The organism is Methylobacterium phyllosphaerae, assembly GCF_001936175.1.
In the GTDB taxonomy this organism is placed as follows: Bacteria; Pseudomonadota; Alphaproteobacteria; order Rhizobiales; family Beijerinckiaceae; genus Methylobacterium; species Methylobacterium fujisawaense.
Genome location: NZ_CP015367.1, coordinates 3,211,140 through 3,227,022 on the forward strand (window position 1 = coordinate 3,211,140; position 15,883 = coordinate 3,227,022).

Genomic DNA, 15,883 nt, shown 5'->3' on the forward strand with positions numbered 1-15,883 from the left:
CCGTGCGGTCAAGCCGTCCCGATCATCTCGCGGATTCGGGCGCCCAGCACCTCCACCACGAACGGCTTGGTGATGACCTGCATCCCGGCATCGAGCTGGCCGTTGCCCAAGACGGCATTCTCCGCGTAGCCGGTGACGAACAGGACCTTGAGCCCCGGTCGCGTCACCCGGCCGGCCTCGGCCATCTGGCGCCCGTTCATGCCGCCCGGAAGCCCGATATCGGACACGAGCAGGTCGATGCGCACGTCGGATTGCAGCACCCTGAGGCCGGCCGCGCTGTCGGCGGCCTCGATCGCCGTGTAGCCGAGATCCTCCAGCACCTCGGTGACCAGCATGCGCACGGTCGGCTCGTCGTCGACCACCAGCACGGTCTCGCCCGGCGCGGCCCGCGGCGGCGCGCCGACGGCGGTATGCGCATCCTCCTCCGCGACCGCGCCGCGATGGCGGGGCAGGTAGAGGCAGACCGTGGTGCCCTTGCCGACCTCGGAATGGATCCGCACTTGGCCGCCCGATTGCTGGGCGAAGCCGTAGATCATCGACAGGCCGAGGCCGGTGCCCTGCCCCAGCGGTTTGGTGGTGAAGAACGGCTCGAACACCTTGCCGACGATCTCGGGCGGCATGCCGATGCCGGTATCGGTGACGCAGAGCGAGAGGTACTGGCCCGGCGGCATGTCGTGACGCCGGGCGGCGCGCTCGTCGAGCCAGGCATTGGCGGTCTCGATCGTGATCCGGCCGCCCTCCGGCATGGCGTCACGGGCGTTGATGCACAGGTTGAGCAGGGCGTTCTCGAGCTGCGGCGGGTCGACCAGGGCCGGCCAGAGACCGGGCGCGCCCATGACCTCGACGATCACGGCGGGGCCGACCGTCCGCCGGATCAACTCTTCCATGCCGGCCACGAGCCGGTTCACGTCGGTGGGCTTCGGATCGAGGGTCTGCCGCCGCGAGAAGGCGAGCAGGCGATGGGTCAGGGCCGCGGCCCGCTTGGACGCTCCCTGCGCGGCATTGATGTAGCGGTCCACATCCATGACGCGACCCTGGCCGAGGCGGGTCTGGATCAGCTCCAGGGATCCGGAGATACCGGCGAGCAGGTTGTTGAAGTCGTGGGCGATCCCGCCGGTGAGCTGGCCGACGGCCTCCATCTTCTGCGATTGCCGCAGGGCCTCCTCGGTGGCGGCCAGGGCGTCGGCGCGCTCGCGCTCTGCGGTGAAATCGCGGCCGACGGCGTTGATCACCCCCTCCCCCGGCCGGGCCGCCCAGCTGATCCAGCGGTATCCGCCGTCCCGGTGGCGGTAGCGGTTGTCGAAGCGCGCGAGGCTCGATCCCGTGGCGAGCTGCTGCGCGCCCTCGACGGTGCGGTCGAAATCGTCCGGGTGGACGAAGGCGATGAGCTTGGTTCCGATCAGCTCGTCCGGCCGCCAGCCCAGCACCTCGGTCCAGGCCGGGTTCACCGCGGTGATCGTGCCGTCGAACAGGCAGCGCAGCATCATGTCGGACGAGAGCGTCCACAGGGCGTTGCGATCGGCGGTGCGTTCCTCGACCTGCTGGGCCAGGGTGGCGTTGAGGTCGCGCAGCTCCGCGAGGGCGGATTCCAGGCGGCCCTGGCTCTCCTTGAGGGCGGCGTCGGCGCGCACGCGGGCCGTGGTCTCGTTGGTGAGGATGAACAACCCCGTGACCCGCCCCGCGGCGTCGAGGACCCGCGAGTACGAGAAGGTCCACCACGTCTCCCGGGAGCCCCGGTCGGTGTCGAGCTGCCAGGGCAGATCGATGAAGCGCTCCGGGCTGCCTGCCATGGCCGCGTCGATGATCGGCTTGGCCTGATCCCAGGCATCGGCCCAGACCACGTCGAACCGCTCGCCCATGGCCCAGGCCAGACGGGGCCCGAGCAGCGGGAAGTAGGTGTCGTTGAAGAAGAAGTGGAGATCGGGCCCCCAGGCCAGGATCATCGATTCCGGCGAGTTGAGAACGAGCGAAAGGGCCGCGCGGAATTCCGCCGGCCAGGTCCCCGGGGGGCCGAGGGGATGGCCGGTCCAGTCGCGTGCGCGGATCATCCGCGCGGCCTCGCCGCCGCCGGATAGGAAGGAGAGGGGATCGATCACAAGTTCTGAGCGATACAGGTCATGGACTTACCGCGTATGACCGTCTTCGACGCCATCTCCAAGCCAGGGCGGCCCTGTGGATGCCTGTGGTCGGAGCCCAGCCCGAGGTCACAGCCCGAGGTCACAGCCCCGTCATTCCGGGACTGCGAAGCAGGATCCAGACCTCGACCGCGTGCCGGCATGGCTGGCGTCGGCTCTGGGTTCCGGGCTCGCCCGGGGGTGCCCGGGAATGACTGAGATTGCCGGACGGCAGGGCCTGGATCGCGGCGATCCGTTGACCTGATCTCTCCGCGCAGGCCTCCAACACAGCCCTCTGGACCGGCGACAGTCCGTGCGGCCGAAATACGTTGACCCGGGCACGGGCAAGAGCGTGGGCCAGGGCAGACGGCACAACCGGCGGCCGGCATTTCAGTCGACAGCGACGCAGCCCACGCCGAAGCCGAACGGCTGTTCGCGTTCGTCAGCGACCTTCTGCAGACGAGTCTGCCCGTCCCGGCGGGCATCCTGCATGTTGGAGCGACAGCGATACCCGGGTGCCTGACCGAGGGCGATCTCGCCGTGCCCGGAACGCGGGATCGAGCTGAACTGACGAATTCTCGTCCTCCGCGGAGGCGCACCGAACAGCGCATCTCGGTGTCCAATGGACCGCCGGAGGCGGCTGCCTCGACCGGTTGCACCCTTTCGTCGAAACCCTGCGGGCCGGCCCGGTGCTGTGCGGCGCGACGACGCCCTCAAGCGGGCGCACGCGACCAAGCCGATGGCGCTCTACCGGGCGCGCGAGGACGACGCCATCGCCCCTGTCCTGAACCCGCGCCCACCGGATCGATGAGCGTCGTGCCGGCCCGCTCCGCTCCGGTCGCGAGGACGGCCAGGTTCAGCCGCCATCCGCGCTAATGCGCCTCCTGCCAGTTCCCCGCCGCGTTGGCCTCCACCACCAGCGGCACCCGCAGCGTCAGGGCCGGCGCCGGTGCTTCCTCCATCACGCCGCGGATGATCGGGATCGCCCGCTCCACCTCGTCCTCGGCAGCCTCGAAGACCAGCTCGTCGTGGACCTGCAGGAGCATGCGCACCCCGAGCTTCTCGTCGGCCAAAGCCCCTTCCATCCGGGTCATGGCCCGGCGGATGATGTCGGCGGCCGAGCCCTGGATCGGCGCGTTGATCGCCTGCCGCTCGACGCTGGCGCGCTCGGACGGGTTGTTGGAGCGGATCTGCGGATAGTGGCATACCCGGCCGAACAGGGTGGTGACGTAGCCCTTGTCCCGGCAGCTCTTCTTGGTCGAATCGATGTAGTCGCGGATCCCGGGGAACTGCTCGAAATACTGCTTGATGAACGCTGAAGCCTCCTCGCGGCCGATGCCGAGCCGGTCGGCGAGCCCGAAGGCCGAGATGCCGTAGATGATGCCGAAATTGATGGTCTTCGCCCGGCGCCGCAGGTCGGGCGTCATGTCCTTGAGCGGCACGCCGAACATCGCCGAGGCGGTGGCCGCGTGGATGTCGATCCCGTCCGCGAACGCCTTCCGGAGTTCCGGGATATCGGCCATGTGGGCGAGGAGACGCAGCTCGATCTGAGAATAATCCGCCGAGATCAGCCGGTTGCCGGGCGCGGCCACGAAGGCGCGGCGGATGCGCCGGCCCTCCTCGGTGCGGATCGGGATGTTCTGCAGGTTCGGCTCGGAGGAGGACAGCCGACCCGTAGTGGTCGCCGCCAGCGAAAACGAGGTGTGGACCCGCGCGGTCTCGCGATCCGCATGGGTCTGGAGCGAGTCAGTATAGGTGGATTTCAGCTTCGAGAGCTGGCGCCACTCCAGGATCTTTTTGGGCAGTTCGTGCCCGGCCTGGGCCAGTTCTTCGAGGAGCGTGGCCGGTGTGGCCCATTGGCCGGAGGGCGTCTTCTTGGCGCCCGGCAGGCCCATCTTCCCGAACAGGATGTCGCCGATCTGCTTCGGCGAGCCCACCGAGAATTTCTCGCCGGCATCCTCCTGGATTTCCTCCTCCAGGCGCACGAGGATCTGCGAGAAATCCCCCGAGAGGCGGCTCAGCATGTCCCGGTCGACCCGGATGCCGCGCTGCTCCATCCGGGCGATGACCGGCAGGAGCGGGCGCTCCAGGGTCTCGTAGACCGCGACCCGGTGCTCGGCGACGAGGCGCGGCTTCATCATCCGCCACAGGCGGAGCGTCACGTCCGCATCCTCGGCCGCGTAGGCGGTGGCCTTGTCGATCGCGACCCGGTCGAAGCTCACCTTGTTGCGGCCGGTGCCGGCGACATCCGAGAACGTGATCGGCTGGTGGCCGAGATGGCGGCGGGCCAGCTCGTCCATGCCGTGGCCGCCCTTCCCGGCATCGAGAACGTAGGAGATCAGCATCGTGTCGTCGAAGGGCGCCACCTCGACGCCGTAGCGGGCGAGCACGACCCAATCGTATTTGAGGTTCTGGCCGACCTTCAGGACGCCGGGATTCTCCAGAAGCGGCTTCAGTCGGGCGACGGCATCCTTCAGGGGGATCTGGCCCGGGACCGGCTCGACCACGTCGGAGGGCGCGGCCCCTTCGCCGAACAGGTCGGTGGCGTCGGCCTGCACCTTGGCGGCCTGCACGTGCGCCAGCGGGATGTAGCAGGCCCGTCCCGTGGACACCGCCAGCGAGACGCCGACCAGGCCGGCCTTGTGGGCGTCGAGCGCGTCCGTCTCGGTGTCGACCGCGATCACACCGGCCTCCTCGGCCTCGGCGATCCAGGCGTCGAGCTGCTCCAGAGACGTGACGGTCTCGTAGGCGGCGGTGTCGAAGGGGGCCACGGCCTCCGCGGCCCGGGCCGCAACGACGTTGCCGGGCGTCGCCTCGACGGGGGCCCGGGGCTTGGCGGGCGCGTCCGGCAGGTCGAGATCCGCGAAGGGGTCCACCGCGCCGCCCTCGGGCGGTGCGGCGCCCGGCGGGCGCTCGGCCCCGGCCGCCGCGGTCTCGGGATCCGGCGGCACGGAATCGCCGAAGAATGGCACCGCGTCGCTGCCGCCGGCCCCGTTGCCGTAGCCGTGCGGCCGGGCGCCGGGCAGGAGCCGCGGATCGGGCTTCACCGCCTCGGGGTCGACGTGCAGCATCTGGGCGATGCGGCGCGTCAGGGTGTTGAACTCCATCGCCTTCAGGAAGCCGACGAGCTTCTCCGGGTCGGGCTTCGGCACGCCGAGTTCGTCGAGCGGCACCGGGACCGGCACATCCTCCATCAGCGCCACGAGTTTTCGAGACAGCTTAGCCTGATCGACGTTGGCGAGCAGGGTTTCCCGGCGCTTGGGTTGCTTGATCTCGCCCGCCCGCTCCAGCAGCGCCTCGAGGCTGCCGAACTCCTTGATCAGCGCCGCGGCGGTCTTCAAGCCGATGCCGGGGACGCCCGGTACGTTGTCGGAGGTGTCGCCGATCAGCGCCAGCGCGTCGCCGATCTGGTTGGGTTGAAGCCCCTCCCACTTGGCGATGATCGCCTCGACATCGAGGTTGCGCTCGGGCCGGTAGCCCGGCTTGCCCTTTGCACCGGATTCGAAATCGTAGAACCGCACCTGCGGTCCCACGAGCTGCATCAGGTCCTTGTCGGAGGAGACGATGATGACGCCCGCGCCCCGTGCCTCGGCCTGGCGGGTATAGGTCGCGATGAGGTCGTCGGCCTCGTAGCGTTCCAGCTCCACCGCATGCAGGCCGAAGGCCCGCACCGCGTCGCGCATCAGGGGCATCTGCCGCTTGAGGTCGTCGGGCGCGTCCGGGCGGTGGCCCTTGTAGTCTGGGAACATCTCCTTGCGGAACGACCCTTCCGACTTGTCGAAGACGATGCCGAGATGCGTCGGCATCGTGCCGGCGGCGCCGTCCTGCAGGAACTGCGCGATCTTCGTGCAGAACAGCCGCACGGCGCCGGTGGGCAGCCCGTCGGAGGGGCGCGAATTGTACTTCTGGTCCTGATTGATCGACTGGAAATAGGCCCGGAAGATGAACGACGAGCCGTCGACCAGGATCACCTGATCGCCGGGGCCCACGGACTTAATTTCGGGCTTCGCGTCGGTCATGGGCTCAGGCGGCTCGGGGCGATCAGGAATCGGGCGCGCGGGCGAGTTCGGCGCGGCAGGCCGCGACGAGAACGGGCAACTCGTGGTGGACGGTGAGCCAGACGATGTCCAGCGTCACCCGGTGATAGCTGTGGCGATAGACGTTGCCCGCATCCGCGATCTGTCGCCACGGCACGTCCGCATACCGGTCCTTCGTCTCGGCGCTCAATCGGCGGCTCGCCTCCGAGACGATCTCCAGGCAACGCATGACTGCGAAGTGCGTGCGCTCGTCCGCCCCGAAAGTCTCGAGCGTGAACCCCGCCACAAAGCGAGCGGCACGCTCGGCGTTGGCGATGATGTCGGCGCAGGCGGTCCGCTCGCGCTCAGAAAGCGAAAACGGCATCGCGCTCTGCGTGCTTTCGGACCCGATCCTTGAGGGCCGCCCGGTCCGCCACGTCGACCCGGATCGGAAACAGATCATCGATGAAATGGCACAACCCGACATAGCCGAAGAGACCGCCGACGACGGGCGCATCGATGTCGATCAGCACGTCGAGGTCGCTATCGTCCCCGGCGTCCCCACGGGCGACCGAACCGAACAGCGCCGCATGCAGCACGCCGCGGCGGCGCAGTTCCGCTTCGTTCGTGCGGAGGATGTCGAGGGCGAGCTGCTTGTCCATGGCGGCGGGACCGGAGGGAATCGGCGGCCATCAGCATAGCAGAACCGCGGGGTCGGAGGATCAGGCCGCGAGCTCTTGCCCCAGGGCCTCCACCCGGCGCAGGTCGTCCACGAACGCCGCGTAGGCCTCTTCCTTCGCCTCGTCGGGCAGGCGCAGCAGGTAGGAGGGGTGGACCGTGATGAAGCCCTGGAAGCGGTTGTCGAACCGGTCGAACCGGAACGGGCCCCGCGCCCGGGTGATCGGGACGGCCTTGCCGGTCAGCGCCAGCACCGCGGTCGCGCCGAGGGCGACCACGAGCTTCGGAGCCACGAAGTCCAATTCCCGGTCCAGCCACCAGCGGTAATGGCTGACCTCGCCCGCCGTCGGCTTCTGGTGGATGCGGCGCTTGCCGCGTTCTTCGAACTTGAAGTGCTTGACCGCATTCGTGAGATAGCTCGCCCCACGGTCGATCCCGGCCTCCGCCATGGCGCGGGAGAGCAGTTGCCCCGCCGGTCCGACGAAGGGTCGGCCCTGCCGATCCTCCTGATCGCCGGGCTGCTCGCCCACGAAGGCGATCGTGGCGCCCACCGGCCCCTCGCCGAGCACGGCCTGGGTGGCGCCCGCGACCAGCGGCTCGGTCCTTCGGATGATCGCGTTCAGCTCCTCCAGGGTCTTCGGGTCCTGGTCGGCCATGGCGGCGACGGCGCGGGCCGGGTCGCGGCGTGTGGGCATGGTCGGCTCCCTCTCGATCATCGCTTCGGTGCGCCCGGCCGCCGCGCGGACGAGGGCGGGGATGGCGGCCGTCTCGGGCATGTTGTGCCAGTACTTCTTGGGCATCTCGGCCCGCATGGCCTTCAGGTTGGTGCGGGCCGGGTTGAACGTGCTCTCGTAATAGGTCTGCCAGCCGGCCTCGAACCCGTCGCCCTCCGGCAGCTGCGCGCGGTCGCCCGGCGGTCCGAAGGTCAAGGCCTCCGTATCCCAATGCGCCGATCCGTCCGGCGTCAGGATCGACCAGCGCATCCCGCGGAAGCGATTGACGAAGAACGGCGCCGCGGCCTCGAGAATGTGGTGATCCGGCTCGAACCACGCGATGTAGCGCTCCCCACCCGGCCCCTCAGCCCGGCGGAAGCGCAGGAAGGCGTGCATCTTGTGGAGGTCGCGCCCGATCGCCTTGGCCAGACGGTGCAGGCGGTGGACCAGCGGATCGCTGCCGACCTCCATCAAATGCCGCTCGCCGTGGCAGACGCGCCAGATCAGCGCGTAGAGCAGCCCATAGCGTTCCGGATCGCGGTGCGGGATCACCTGCGGGATCAGAGCGGCGACGGGCTTCGGCAGGGCTAGCGGCGGGCTGAGGGCATGCGCCGCGCCGGTGCCGAACAGGCCGGGGGAGTCCGCCTCCGACCATGTCACCCCCTCGGGTGGGACACCCTCCGCGACGAGGCTCCGGACGGCGGTGCGGAAGCCGTCGAGATCGGCGCCCGGGCGCAGGAGCATGGCGCGCGGCGCGCCGGCATTCCCGTGTCCGCTCGCAGGGGAACGGAGCATCGCGTCTGCGGCCTTTCTCAAAACAGGCTCAGTTGCGCCGCCGGCTCGACCAGTCGCGCCCGCAGGTCGAGCCGGTCGGTGAGCCCCACCGGACGATGATCGGCGGCGACGAGGAACGGCCGGGCCCGCTTCAAGCCCGAGGTCAGGCGGGCAACGTCGTCGAGGCGCAGGGTCGCGTGCCGGCGCGCCTTCACGATCTTGTCCACGGCCCGGGCGCCGAGCCCCGGCACCCGCAGAAGCCATTCCCGATCGGCCTTGTTCACGTCCACGGGGAACTTGTCCCGGTGCTTCAGCGCCCAGGCGAGCTTCGGGTCGATGTCGAGGGCGAGCATCCCGCCCTCCGAGGCGTCGGCCACCTCATCGGGGGTGAATGCGTAATACCGCAGCAGCCAGTCGGCCTGGTACAGCCGGTGCTCGCGCTGGAGCGGCGGCGGCTTCGGCGGCAGGATCGCGGACCCGTCCGGGATCGGGCTGAACGCCGAGTAATAGACCCGCTTCAGGCCGACGCTGCCGTAGAGCAGCGCGCTCTTGCGGATCAGCGCCTCGTCGGTGGTGGCGTCCGCCCCGACGATCACCTGCGTCGAGTGGCCGGCCGGCGAGAAGCGGCGCTTCTCGGCCTTGGCCTGCACGATGCGCTCGCCGATCTGGGCCATCGCTCCCTGGATCGCGGCGCCGTCCTTCTCCGGGGCGAGGCGTTCCAGGCTCGCCTCGGTGGGCAGCTCGACGTTGATCGAGAGCCGGTCGGCGTAGAGACCGGCCTCCTCGATCAGCCAGGGGCTCGCCTCCGGGATCGACTTCAGGTGGATGTAGCCGGCAAAGCCGTGGTCGCGCCGCAGCGACTTCGCCACCCGGGTCAGCAGCTCCATGGTGTGGTCCGGCGACTTGATGATGCCCGACGAGAGGAACAGGCCCTCGATGTAGTTGCGCCGGTAGAAGTTCAGGGTGAGGTTCACGACCTCCTCGACGGAGAACTTGGCCCGCCGCACGTTCGAGGAGCGCCGGTTGATGCAGTAGGCGCAATCGAACAGGCACCAGTTGGTCAGCAGGATCTTCAGCAGCGAGACGCAGCGCCCGTCCGGCGTGTAGGCGTGGCAGATCCCCGCCCCGGTGGTCGACCCGAGCCCGTCCTTGCCCGCCGCGCGCTTCGGCGCGGCCGAGGAGGCGCAGGAGGCGTCGTACTTGGCGGCATCCGCGAGGATGCGCAGCTTCTTGGCCAGGGTTTCGTCCATCGAACAGACAATGAACAACCCGGCCAAAGGTGCAAGGCCGCCCCGCCTTTCACCCCGGGCCGCGATGCCGCACCCGTCACACCATGTCGTCGGGCTCCAGATCGACCACCCGGCGGGCGAGGTCGTAGGCGAAGCCGGCCCGGGCCAGGGCGGCGAGGTCCCGGTCGCGGTGCGCCGCCCGCTGATCCGGGCGGCGATACGGTCCGAGGCGCCGCCGCTTGGCATAGGCCCGCGCGGCCTGGTCCTCGATCGCCTCCGCCTCACCGTCCGGCAGGGCGTCGCGCTCCGCCAGCATCGCGGCCTCGACGACATCGCGCGGAACGCCCTTGGCGGCGAGCTTGGCCGAGACGCCGCGGCTCGACGTGCCGCGGCGGCGCAGGGTGGCGAGGCGGGTGTCGGCGAAGCGCGCGTCGTCCACGAGGCCGGCTGACACCGCCCGTGCGACGGTCGTCGTCACGAGGTCGGTGAAGAGCGCGGGATCCTCGCCCCGGGCGCGGGCCCGCTTCTGGACGCGGCGCGCAAGGGTCCGGCGCAGCATCTCGGTCGAGGCGCTGTAGCGCTCCAGATAATGGAGCGCCGCCCGCTCCAGCCACGCCGGGCTCACAGGGCCGGGCGGCTTGATCTCGCGGTCGCGACCTTCTGGCGCGGATCCTGCAACGAATGGAGATTTCACCGGTTCTTCACGATCTCGACAGGTTTGCGTTCCATGACTCGGGCATGGAACGCGCGCAACGCGACAGGCTCGGCCATGGCCCGAACCACCGTTCTTCGTCAGGCGATCCGCAGGGTCGACGGAACCGTCGGCTGCCACGTGCGGCAGCTATCCTGATGCGGCGTGAATGGCTCCTGGTCCTCGTTGCCCTGGGGCTCGCTGCGGCCGCGGCCGCAATCGTCTATCTGTCGCGCCCGAATACCCTGACGGTGGCGGTCGGCCCGCAGGACGGCCCCGAGGCCGCGCTGATCGAAGCCTATGCCAGCGCCCTCGACCGGGCACGCGAGGATGTCCGGCTCAAGGTCGTGCGCTACGGCGACGTGCGCGACAGCGCCCTCGCGCTTCAGCGGAACAAGGCCGACCTCGCCGTGGTCCGGCCGGACGTGTTCCTGCCCGAGAACGGGTTGACCCTCGCGATCCTGCACGACGAGGCCCTGGTCATCGCGGCGCCGGAGGCGGCCGATATCGACGACATCCCCGCGCTCGCGCGCAAGCGGCTCGGCATCGTGGTCCGGCACAGCGCCGACCTGTCCTTCCTGACGAACCTGCTCTCCTTCTACGACCTCGTGCCGGACAATGCGGGCGCGGACGCGCCGGAGGCCAGCCCTGCCGCCGAGGCGGAGCCCGGTCATGTCACCGTGGTGCCGCTCAAGATCGGCGAGGTGACCGCAGCCCTCGCCGACAAACGCGTCGATGCGGTGGCGGTGATCGCGAGCCCCGCCTCCAAGCCCGCGGCTTCCGTGGTCCGCGCCGTCGAGCTGGGCTCGCCGGAGCGGAAGGTCGGCTTCGTCTCGATCCCGGACGGCGACGCGATCCTGCAGCGCTTCCCCGAATTGCAAGCGGTCACGATTCCGGCCGGCACCTTCGGCGGCCGGCCGAAGCGCCCCGACGAGGAGATCAAGACCGTCGGCGCCTCCTACCGCCTGATGGCGCGGGGCACGGTCAGCCGGGTCGCGGTCGCCTCGGCAACGCAGCACCTGTTCGAGTGGCGCTCGCGTCTGGCCTCGGCGGCGCCGGTGGCCAAGCTGATGAAGGCGCCGGACTTCGACACCACCGTCGCGGCGACCTCGGCGCGCCTGCCGAACCACCCCGGCGCCGTCGACTATTTCGAGCGCGAGCAGCAGACCTTCCTCGATCGCTACGAGGATTACATCTACCTGTTCGCTTTCTTCGGCGGCACGATCGGGTCCGGCATCGCCTGGATCGGCCAGCGCCTCGCCCGCAAGCGCCGGGAGCGCGTGGACTTCGTCCTCGACCGGCTCCTCGACATCATGCGCGAGGTGCGGGCGGCGACCAGCGCCGCCGAACTCGATGCGATCGCGATCGAGACCGACGGGCTGGTGGCGGACGTCGTCTGTTACGCCCGTGAACGCAGCATCGATGCGCGGACGGTCAGCGCGCTGATCCTGGCGGTGGACGGCGTCCATGCGGCGATCGCGGACGCGCGGCGGCAGGCGAGCGAGGCGGAGCCCCGGGCGGCGACCCGCACCCGCACGGCGCGGCTGCTCGCCCTCGACCTGCCGGCTGCGGAATAGCGGCGGGGCCGCGTGGCTGGCGGTGTCGGGATATCATGCTAACGGGAGCCATGTTCGATCCCGTCGCAGCCCTCAACACGGTTCTGGAGAACCTCGACCGCGAGGCCCGTGAGCCCACGAAGCTCCGGGCCGCGCTCGTGCCGCAACTGCGCCGGGTCATCGAAGAGGGCCACCGCGCCGCCGAAGCGCAGCTCCTCGAGGACCGCAACGGGCTGCGCTGCGCGCAGACCTTGTCGAACCTCACCGATGCGGTGGTCCGGGCGATTCACGATGCCGTGGTCTGGCGCCTCTATCCCAACGACAATCCGTCGACCGGTGAGCAGCTCGCGGTGGTCGCCACCGGCGGCTACGGCCGGGGCACGATGGCGCCGGGCTCGGACATCGATCTGCTGTTCCTGCTTCCCTACAAGCAGACGGCGTGGTCGGAGAGCGTCGTCGAGGGGATGCTCTACGTCCTGTGGGACCTGAAGCTGAAGGTCGGCCACGCCACCCGGTCGGTGGAGGAATGCCTGCGCGAGGCGCGGGCCGACATGACGATCCGCACCGCCCTCCTGGAAGCGCGATACCTGTTCGGCACCCGGATCCTCTACGAGGAGCTCGTGACCCGCTTCGACGCCGAGCTGGTGGTCGGATCCGCCGCCGAGTTCGTGGAGGCGAAGCTGCGCGAGCGCGACATGCGCGTCTCCAAGGCCGGCACCTCCCGATACCTCGTCGAGCCCAACGTCAAGGACGGCAAGGGCGGCCTGCGCGACCTGAACACCCTGTTCTGGATTGCCAAATACACCTACCGGGTCCGCGACCAGCTGGAACTCGTGAGCGCCGGGCTGTTCACACCGGAGGAATACGCGCTGTTCGAGCGCTGCGACGAGTTTCTGTGGCGGGTGCGCTGCCACATGCACTTCGTGACGAAGCGCGCGGAGGAGCGCCTGTCCTTCGGCCTGCAGCCGCGGATCGCCGAGCGCTTCGGCTACGAGCCCCGGGGCGGCCTCTCCGGCGTCGAGCGCTTCATGAAGGCCTATTTCCGCATCGCCAAGGACGTGGGCGACCTCACCGCCATCGTCTGCGCCGAGCTGGAGGCGCGCCATGCCAAGCGCACCCCGGTGCTCGACCGCTGGATCGGCCGGTTCCGCGACCGGTTCCGGGCAACCGCCATGGAGGCGGAGGATTTCTGGATCGACCACGGCCGGGTGAACCTGCGGGCGGAGGACGCCTTCGAGCGCGACCCCGTGAACCTGATCCGGCTGTTCTGGCTCGCCGACCGGCACAACCTCGCGATCCATCCGGACGCCAAGCGGCTGGCCAACCGGTCCCTGCGCCTCGTGAACCCGTCGCTGCGCGTGGACCCCGAGGCGAATCGCCTGTTCGTCGAGATCCTCACCTCGCGGAACGCCCCGGAGGAGGCGCTGCGCGAGATGAACGAGGCGGGCGTGCTCGGCCGCTTCATCCCGGATTTCGGCCGCATCGTCGCGATGATGCAGTTCAACATGTACCACCACTTCACGGTGGACGAGCATCTGCTGCGCACGGTCGGCGTCCTGGCCGACATCGAATCGGGCCGGGTCCAGGAGACCTATCCGCTGGTCTCGCGCCTCGTGCATACGATCCACAATCGCATGGCGCTCTACGTGGCGATCCTGCTGCACGACATCGCCAAGGGCCGGCCTGAGGACCACTCGATCGCCGGCGCCGCCATCGCCGAGAAGCTCTGCCCGCGCTTCGGCCTGAACCAGGCCGAGACCGAGACCGTGCGCTGGCTCGTGGAACACCATCTGCTGATGTCCATGACGGCGCAGAGCCGCGACCTCTCGGACGCCAAGACGATCGAGCGGTTCGCCGCGAGCGTGCAGAGCCTGGAGCGGCTGAAACTCCTGACCATCCTGACGGTGGCCGACATCACCGCCGTCGGGCCGGGGGTCTGGACCGCCTGGAAGGGCACTTTGATCCGCACGCTGTACGACGAGACCGAAGTCTACCTGTCAGGCGGCCATTCCGAGATCGCCCGCACCGACCGGGTGCGCCTCGTGCAGATGGGCCTGCGCGAGCAGCTGCCGGGCTGGGCCTCGGAGGAGTTCGATGCCTACGCGGCGCGGCACAGCCAGGCCTACTGGCTGAAGGTCGACGGCACGCGCCAGCTGAAGAACGCGATCTTCCTGCGCGACGTGGTGCGCGACGGACGGACCAGCGCCACGGACGTGGCCCTCGATCCGGTTCGGGGCGTGACCGAGATCACCATCTACTCGCCGGATCATCCCCGCCTGCTCGCCATCGTCACCGGCGCCTGCGCGGCGGCGGGGAGCAACATCGTCGACGCGCAGATCTTCACCACCACGGACGGGTTTGCCCTCGACACGATCTTCATTTCCCGCGCCTTCGAGCGCGACGAGGACGAGCTGCGCCGGACCAAGCGCATCACGGCGGCGATCGAGCGCGCGCTGAAGGGCGAGATCCGCATCGCCGACCTCGTCGCCGACAAGCACCCGACGGCGAGCACCCGCGCCAAGACCTTCCCGGTGCCGCCGGACGTGATCATCGACAACGCGCTGTCGAGCCGGGAGACCGTCGTGGAGATCACCGGCCTCGACCGGCCGGGCCTGCTCTACGAGCTCACCACCGCCTTCAGCCGGCTGTCGCTCAACATCACGTCGGCGCATGTGGCGACTTTCGGCGAACGCGCCGTGGACGTCTTCTACGTCACCGACCTCACCGGCACCCGGGTGACGCAGCCCGACCGGCAGGCCGCGATCCGCAGCGCCGTGATGGACGTGTTCGCGCACGACGTCGCCACGCTGAAGGCCGAGGGTCTGGAGGCGCTGGTGGCGGCCCCGCCGCCGCGCGAGGCGTGAGCGGACGGGTTGATTTCGCGACCCCTTGGCCAGATATCAGCGCCGATTCCACGATCCCTCACCGATTCCCGCCCACGACTGAAACGTGATGACGAGCAACGACATGCCTCAGGATGACCAGCGCCAGACCACGGTCGAAGCCGGTGCCGGCGCGGCCCAGGATTCCGCGCCCGCGGGTCAGGGCGGCGAGTCGGCCTCCGTCGATCCCGTCGCGGAGGCCCTGGCTCTGCTGACCGCCGAGCGCGACGAGCTCAAGGACCGGACGCTGCGCACCCTCGCCGAGATGGAGAACCTGCGCCGCCGGACGGAGCGCGAGGTCGCCGACGCGCGCGCCTACGCGGTGACCAACTTCGCCCGGGACGTTCTCAACGTCGCCGACAACATCCGCCGCGCCCTCGACAGCGTGCCGGACGATGCGAAGTCCACGGCCGACGGCGCCCTGAAGGGTCTGATCGACGGGATCGAACTCACCGAGCGCGACCTCGCCAAGACCCTTGAGCGCCACGGCGTGAAGATCGTCGAGCCCCAGGGCCAGAAGTTCGACCCGAACCGCCATCAGGCCATGTTCGAGGTGCCGAACGCGGAGGTTCCGGCCGGTACCGTCGTGCAGGTCGTGCAGGCGGGCTACGTCATCGGTGATCGCGTCCTGCGCCCGGCCCTGGTGGGCGTCGCCAAGGGCGGCCCGAAGGCGGCGGCCAGCCCGGCGGACGCCGCCTGACCGACACTGCCGCTCGTCCCCGCGGCGCGGCCTATTGGCAGGGCAGCGCCGCGGAGAAATCCGAGATGAATCGCGCCGCCTCCCGGGTGTGAGCGGGCGCGCGCGGATCCCGGGCGACCACACCGGCCTCGACCGTGAGGCGCCGATTGCACGCGCAGCTCGTTAGCGTGCCCGACATCGGATCGGCCGAGCAGATATCGTGACGGGCGCAGGCCTGGTCCAGCGCGTCGATCGGCCGGAATCCGGGACCCCGGTTACCCGGCCCGCAGAAGTTTCCGTAGATCAGGATGGCACCGCGCCCGGTGGGTCCGGGCGGGATGATCTCCTGGGCCCGCACCGTTACGGCGCAGGCCGCGAGCCCGAAGGCGAGCAAAGCTGTCGTGAGGGTGGTCGGTTTGGGGATGCTCACGGCCGATCCTGTCGGAGAAGACCCTCGATCCCGCACGGCAACGCCCGCGCGACATTCGGAATCGCCGCCCTGCACCGGCCATGACCTCGTTCGCGCGGCCGACGGATTCGCGAAGCCGAAC

At 69.7% G+C, this 15,883-nt stretch carries 11 protein-coding genes; 3 read left to right on the forward strand and 8 right to left on the reverse strand.

The features are described 5' to 3' along the window. Positions 1-8 precede the first annotated feature (8 nt). The 7 genes from MCBMB27_RS14595 to MCBMB27_RS14625 all read right to left on the reverse strand — a co-directional run bounded on the left by MCBMB27_RS14595 (position 9) and on the right by MCBMB27_RS14625 (position 10,149). Complete coding sequence (locus MCBMB27_RS14595) at positions 9-2,096, reverse strand: hybrid sensor histidine kinase/response regulator (RefSeq protein WP_075380744.1); 2,088 nt, start codon at positions 2,094-2,096, stop codon at positions 9-11. An 890-nt stretch (positions 2,097-2,986) separates the two neighbouring features. Then, entirely contained in the window at positions 2,987-6,133 is a 3,147-nt protein-coding gene (polA, locus tag MCBMB27_RS14600) for a DNA polymerase I (protein WP_075380745.1), read from the reverse strand. Between the two features lie 22 nt (positions 6,134-6,155). Beyond that, entirely contained in the window at positions 6,156-6,515 is a 360-nt protein-coding gene (locus MCBMB27_RS14605; protein WP_043381062.1) for a HepT-like ribonuclease domain-containing protein, read from the reverse strand. Continuing rightward, positions 6,496-6,792, reverse strand: a complete 297-nt coding sequence (locus tag MCBMB27_RS14610) for a nucleotidyltransferase family protein (RefSeq protein WP_043356924.1) — start codon at positions 6,790-6,792, stop codon at positions 6,496-6,498. Before MCBMB27_RS14610 ends, MCBMB27_RS14605 begins: the two co-directional genes overlap by 20 nt. Before the next feature lie 60 nt (positions 6,793-6,852). Continuing rightward, positions 6,853-8,316, reverse strand: a complete 1,464-nt coding sequence (locus tag MCBMB27_RS14615; RefSeq protein WP_075380746.1) for a UdgX family uracil-DNA binding protein — start codon at positions 8,314-8,316, stop codon at positions 6,853-6,855. Positions 8,317-8,333: 17 nt separating this feature from the next. Continuing rightward, on the reverse strand, positions 8,334-9,545 hold the full coding sequence (locus tag MCBMB27_RS14620; protein ID WP_043381242.1) for a putative DNA modification/repair radical SAM protein: 1,212 nt from the start codon (positions 9,543-9,545) through the stop codon (positions 8,334-8,336). Positions 9,546-9,621: 76 nt separating this feature from the next. Beyond that, the gene (locus tag MCBMB27_RS14625; protein WP_075380747.1) at positions 9,622-10,149 is read right to left on the reverse strand and encodes a regulatory protein RecX; all 528 of its coding nucleotides are present in this window, start codon (positions 10,147-10,149) and stop codon (positions 9,622-9,624) included. A 224-nt stretch (positions 10,150-10,373) separates the two neighbouring features. On the opposite strand from MCBMB27_RS14625, the gene MCBMB27_RS14630 reads away from it, so the two are divergent. From MCBMB27_RS14630 to grpE, 3 genes are all read left to right on the forward strand, one after another. Beyond that, a complete protein-coding gene (locus MCBMB27_RS14630) occupies positions 10,374-11,792 on the forward strand; it encodes a TAXI family TRAP transporter solute-binding subunit (RefSeq protein ID WP_043349228.1) in 1,419 nt (472 codons plus the stop codon). 50 nt (positions 11,793-11,842) lie between these two features. Beyond that, positions 11,843-14,635 (forward strand): [protein-PII] uridylyltransferase, encoded by a 2,793-nt coding sequence (locus MCBMB27_RS14635; RefSeq protein WP_043349231.1) that lies wholly within the window; start codon positions 11,843-11,845, stop codon positions 14,633-14,635. Between the two features lie 103 nt (positions 14,636-14,738). Then, the gene (grpE, locus tag MCBMB27_RS14640; protein WP_043381244.1) at positions 14,739-15,353 is read left to right on the forward strand and encodes a nucleotide exchange factor GrpE; all 615 of its coding nucleotides are present in this window, start codon (positions 14,739-14,741) and stop codon (positions 15,351-15,353) included. Between the two features lie 31 nt (positions 15,354-15,384). On the opposite strand, the gene MCBMB27_RS14645 is transcribed toward grpE, so the two are convergent. Beyond that, the gene (locus MCBMB27_RS14645) at positions 15,385-15,762 is read right to left on the reverse strand and encodes a hypothetical protein (RefSeq protein WP_075380748.1); all 378 of its coding nucleotides are present in this window, start codon (positions 15,760-15,762) and stop codon (positions 15,385-15,387) included. Between the last annotated feature and the right edge of the window lie 121 nt (positions 15,763-15,883).